Raw genomic sequence first — 3,979 nt, 5'->3', positions numbered from 1 at the left:
GATACTTCAGGCTCCAGCCGGGCCCGCTGGTGGAGTGGTACGACATCGACTACCCCGACGTCGCCGAACTGCGCACCCGGCTCTACCCCGCTGCCCCGCACTGCCACGTCGTCGCCGCGTCGGTTACCGATCCGGCCTGGCTCGCGGAGATACCCAACGACCGGCCTGCGCTGATGATCGCCGAAGGGCTGACCATGTATCTATCCGAACAGAACGGCACAGCGCTGCTGCAACGGATCGTTGACCACTTCGAACACGGCGAGCTGCAATTCGACGCTTTCAACCGGACGGGTATCAAAACGCAGTGGATCAACGCGGTGGTGCGCAGATCGGGATCCAAGTTGAGCTGGGGCATCGACGGCCCGGACGAGATACTCGCGGCGGTGCCCGGAACTCGACTGCTTTCCTGGGTGCGGTGGTTTGAATCGGCCACCTTCGAGCGGCTTCCGCGGGCCTACCACCTGATGGGCAGGGCCATGTCCCTGGTTCCGGCCATGGCCAACATGGCGCAATATCACCGCTACGCATTCGGACCGCCCTGATCGGGAAGCGTCGGGCCCCGGCCCGTGTTGGACCGGTTATCGGCGTATAGGAGGAACCATGAGCCATCCCGAAATCAAAGAGCCGAATGCCGGCCACCCGATCACCATCGAGCCGAACAAGGGCCGGGTGCAGGTCCGCGTCAACGGTGAGCTGGTCGCCGACACGACGGCCGCTCTCGAATTGCGCGAGGCGACTTTGCCTGCGGTGCAATACATTCCGATGAGCGACGTGGTGCAGGACCGGCTGACCCGCACGGACACCAGCACCTACTGCCCGTTCAAGGGGGAGGCTAGCTATTACAGCGTGACCAGTTCGGCCGGAGACACCGTCGAGGACGTGATCTGGACCTACGAGCAGCCCTACCAGGCGGTCGCGGCGATCAAGGGGCACGTCGCCTTCTACCCCAACAAGGCCGAGATCAGCGTCTCGGCGTCCTAGCAGATCCACCCGGGCAGAGCGGCCTCGTGAGCCCGGGTGTCGCTGTACAAACGCATCGAGACGATCAACCCGTCGCGGGTGTCGAAGATGCAGACGAACGGGCTGTCGTATTCGACGCCGCCGGTGGTGGTGCCGGTGGCCTGGGCCTCGACCACCACGGTTTCGCCCTCGTTGACACAGCGCACCAGGTCGATGGTCACCTCGAGCTCGGCCTTGCGCCGCGCGACCGTTCGCCGAAAGGTCTCCTTGTCGCAGGAGGCGCGCGTGACGAGTGACCAGTAGGTGAAGTCGTCGCTGAGCAGCCCGAAGCCTTCGTCGAGGTCGCCCCCCTCGCTGGTGCTTTGGAGGAACATCCAGGCCAGTTCGCCCTGCGGGTCATCGAACGGCGTCATCACATCGCAATATTGACTTGGCACATCGTTAACGGTCAATCGGAGAGTCGATCGGTGGAAATCGCGCGCACGGTCACGTTCCCCGGGGCGGTCAGCTTCGGGCACACGCTGGCGCCGCTGCGCCGCGGTTTCGGGGATCCCTGTTTTCAGGCGTCCGGTGACGGCGCGATCTGGCGGACCAGCCTGTTGCCGACCGGGCCCGTCACCGCCCGGATCAGCCGCGCGGCCGTCAACGCCGCCCACTGCGTGGCGTGGGGCGGCGGGGCCCCGGAGTTCATCGAACGGCTGCCCGCGTTGCTGGGCATGCACGACGAAGCTTCGGATTTCGCGCCCGTGGATCCGGTGGTCGCCGACGCGCACCGCCGGGTTCCGCACTTGCGTCTGGGCCGCACCGGGCTGGTGCTGGAGGCCCTGATCCCGGCGATCATCGAGCAGCGGGTGCCCGGCGCCGACGCCTTCCGGTCGTGGCGCCTGCTGGTGTCCAAGTACGGCTCGCCGGCTCCCGGGCCGGCGCCGGTGCGGATGCGGGTGCCGCCACCGGCCGACGTGTGGCGACGCATCCCGTCGTGGGAATTCCATCGCGCCAACGTCGATCCGAGGCGTGCCCAGACCCTGGTGACGTGCGCGCGCCGGGCCGACTCGCTGGAACGGCTGACCTCCCGTCCGGCCGCGGGGGCCCGGGAGGCGTTGATGTCGTTGCCCGGGGTGGGGGAATGGACTGCCGCCGAGACGGCCCAGCGGGCGTTCGGTGATGCCGACGCGCTGTCGGTGAGCGACTATCACGTCCCCAAGATGATCGGCTGGACGCTACTGGGCCGACCGGTCGACGACGCGGGCATGCTCGAACTGCTCGAGCCGATGCGGCCGCACCGCCACCGCGTGGTCCGGTTGCTCGAGGCCAGCGGGTTGGCCTACGAGCCCCGGCGTGGCCCCCGGCTGCCGGTGCAGCACATCAGCGAACTCTAAACGTGGTCATGGCCTCGCCCGGGCGGCGTTTTCGGCACCGGCCATCGGGTAACCCAAAGCGGAGACGTGACCGTGTGCGAAACGGAGGAAATCGATGACACAGTTCACCATCCCGGGGCTCACCGACAAACAGGGAGCGCGGCTGACCGAACTGCTGCAGAAGCAACTGAGCACCTACAACGATCTTCACCTGACGCTCAAGCACGTTCACTGGAATGTGGTGGGACCCAACTTCATTGGTGTGCACGAGATGATCGACCCCCAGGTCGAGGCGGTCCGTGGCTTCGCCGATGACGTCGCGGAACGCATCGCGGCCCTGGGCGGCTCACCGCAGGGCACGCCGGGCGCGATCATCAAAGACCGCACGTGGGACGACTATTCGGTCGGCCGCGACACGGTCCAGGCCCATCTGGCCGCGCTGGACCTCGTCTACACCGGTGTCATCGAGGACATCCGCAAGTACATCGAGGAGACCGAGGAGCTCGACCCGGTCACCCAGGACCTGTTGATCGATCAGGCCGGAAACCTGGAGAAGTTCCAGTGGTTCGTCCGCGCGCATCTGGAGAGCGCGGGCGGAAAGCTGACCCACGAGGGTTCGACCACCGAGAAGGACGCCGCCAGAAGCGCGCGCGGCGCGTCCTAACTGGTTGCCGAATCCGCTTGCTGCACCCCGTCTTTGGGCGTGAGAACGTTGACCCGGTCGCCCTCGGCGAGCCGCAGCGTGGCGTCGGCATCGATGAGTCGCCGGTGGTGCAGTACTGAGACGGCGAAGTGGCCGTCCGGCCACTCGAGGTCACCGAGGGTTCGGCCGACGGCCATCGAGTCGCTCGCCAGGGTGTGTTCGACGATGCAGTACCCATCGAGTTGGCTGTGCGGGTCGTGTTCGGGGAGCGCCGATTGCGGGTCGGCCCACTCGACGGCCTGATGGCCGGCCTCGACGCCGGGCCGGGCGTCGGTGAAGTAGGCGCCGAGCGCGCGTAGCACGTTCTGATTGGTCAGCCACCCTTGTACCGACCGCACCTCGGTGTCGATGACCGGCAGCCCGTCGCGTCCGTAGAGCACGAGCTGGCGCAAGGCCTGAGCGAGGCTGTCATTGGCGAACAGCGCCTGCGGCTCTCGGATACGGGTGACGGGGCCGAGCAAGCCGGTCAGGTCGCGATCGGTGTGCCCGACCGGACGGGTCAGATCCACCGGGACGGCGAACCGGTGCATGGCGTCGGCCGCGGTGAGGTCAGCAAGCGCGTTGGCGGGGGTGGGGCGGTCGATGTCGATGCCCCGGCGCAGCAGCTTGGTGGTGTAGATGGTGCCGTAGGAAATTCCGCGCGACACCGTCGTCCCGACGGCGACGGCCAACATGACCGGCAGGGTCAGGGTGAAATCCCCGGTCATTTCGACGGTGCTCGCCAGCGCCGTCAGTGGGGCGCGCGCGGCCGAGGCGAACACGGCGCCCATTCCGACGATCGCGTAGAGGGCGGGGTGCCCGACGGCCGTGCCGATCGCCTGCTGGACGAACAGCCCGAAGGCCATGCCGGAGGTGGCCCCCACGAACAGCGAGGGAGCGAACACCCCGCCCGATCCGCCGATGCCGATGGTCAGGCTGCACGCCAGCATCTTCCCGGCGGCGAGGACCACCAAGAACC

6 protein-coding genes are annotated in these 3,979 nt (G+C 67.5%); 4 read left to right on the top strand and 2 right to left on the bottom strand.

Annotation, left to right across the window (positions count from 1 at the left end):
• Both A5692_RS20805 and A5692_RS20800 read left to right on the top strand, forming a co-directional pair.
• A partial coding sequence (locus A5692_RS20805) for a class I SAM-dependent methyltransferase (RefSeq protein ID WP_068059258.1) occupies nucleotides 1–542 on the top strand: 542 nt, incomplete at its 5' end.
• Between the two features lie 58 nt (nucleotides 543–600).
• Nucleotides 601–981 carry a DUF427 domain-containing protein gene (locus tag A5692_RS20800; RefSeq protein ID WP_068059256.1) on the top strand — a complete coding sequence of 127 codons (381 nt, stop codon included), beginning with the start codon at nucleotides 601–603 and terminating at the stop codon, nucleotides 979–981.
• Here A5692_RS20800 and A5692_RS20795 read toward each other — a convergent pair.
• Complete coding sequence (locus A5692_RS20795) at nucleotides 978–1,376, bottom strand: nuclear transport factor 2 family protein (protein ID WP_068059254.1); 399 nt, start codon at nucleotides 1,374–1,376, stop codon at nucleotides 978–980. The two genes, A5692_RS20800 and A5692_RS20795, sit on opposite strands and share 4 nt — an antisense overlap.
• Nucleotides 1,377–1,427: 51 nt before the next feature.
• Here A5692_RS20795 and A5692_RS20790 point away from each other — a divergent pair, with 51 nt between their 5' ends.
• Both A5692_RS20790 and dps read left to right on the top strand, forming a co-directional pair.
• Nucleotides 1,428–2,339 carry a DNA-3-methyladenine glycosylase gene (locus A5692_RS20790; RefSeq protein ID WP_068059252.1) on the top strand — a complete coding sequence of 304 codons (912 nt, stop codon included), beginning with the start codon at nucleotides 1,428–1,430 and terminating at the stop codon, nucleotides 2,337–2,339.
• A gap of 94 nt (nucleotides 2,340–2,433) precedes the next feature.
• Nucleotides 2,434–2,982, top strand: a complete 549-nt coding sequence (gene dps, locus A5692_RS20785) for a DNA starvation/stationary phase protection protein Dps (RefSeq protein WP_068059250.1) — start codon at nucleotides 2,434–2,436, stop codon at nucleotides 2,980–2,982.
• On the opposite strand, the gene A5692_RS20780 is transcribed toward dps, so the two are convergent.
• Nucleotides 2,979–3,979, bottom strand: a 1,001-nt coding sequence (locus tag A5692_RS20780) for a chloride channel protein (RefSeq protein WP_197514522.1), incomplete at its 5' end; no start/stop codon positions are given. The genes dps and A5692_RS20780 overlap by 4 nt on opposite strands.

The sequence above is a fragment of the Mycobacterium sp. E342 genome, assembly GCF_001667665.1.
Classification (GTDB): Bacteria; Actinomycetota; Actinomycetes; order Mycobacteriales; family Mycobacteriaceae; genus Mycobacterium.
Note: the sequence above shows the minus strand (reverse complement) of the source record. Positions and strands in the feature narration are given on the sequence as shown.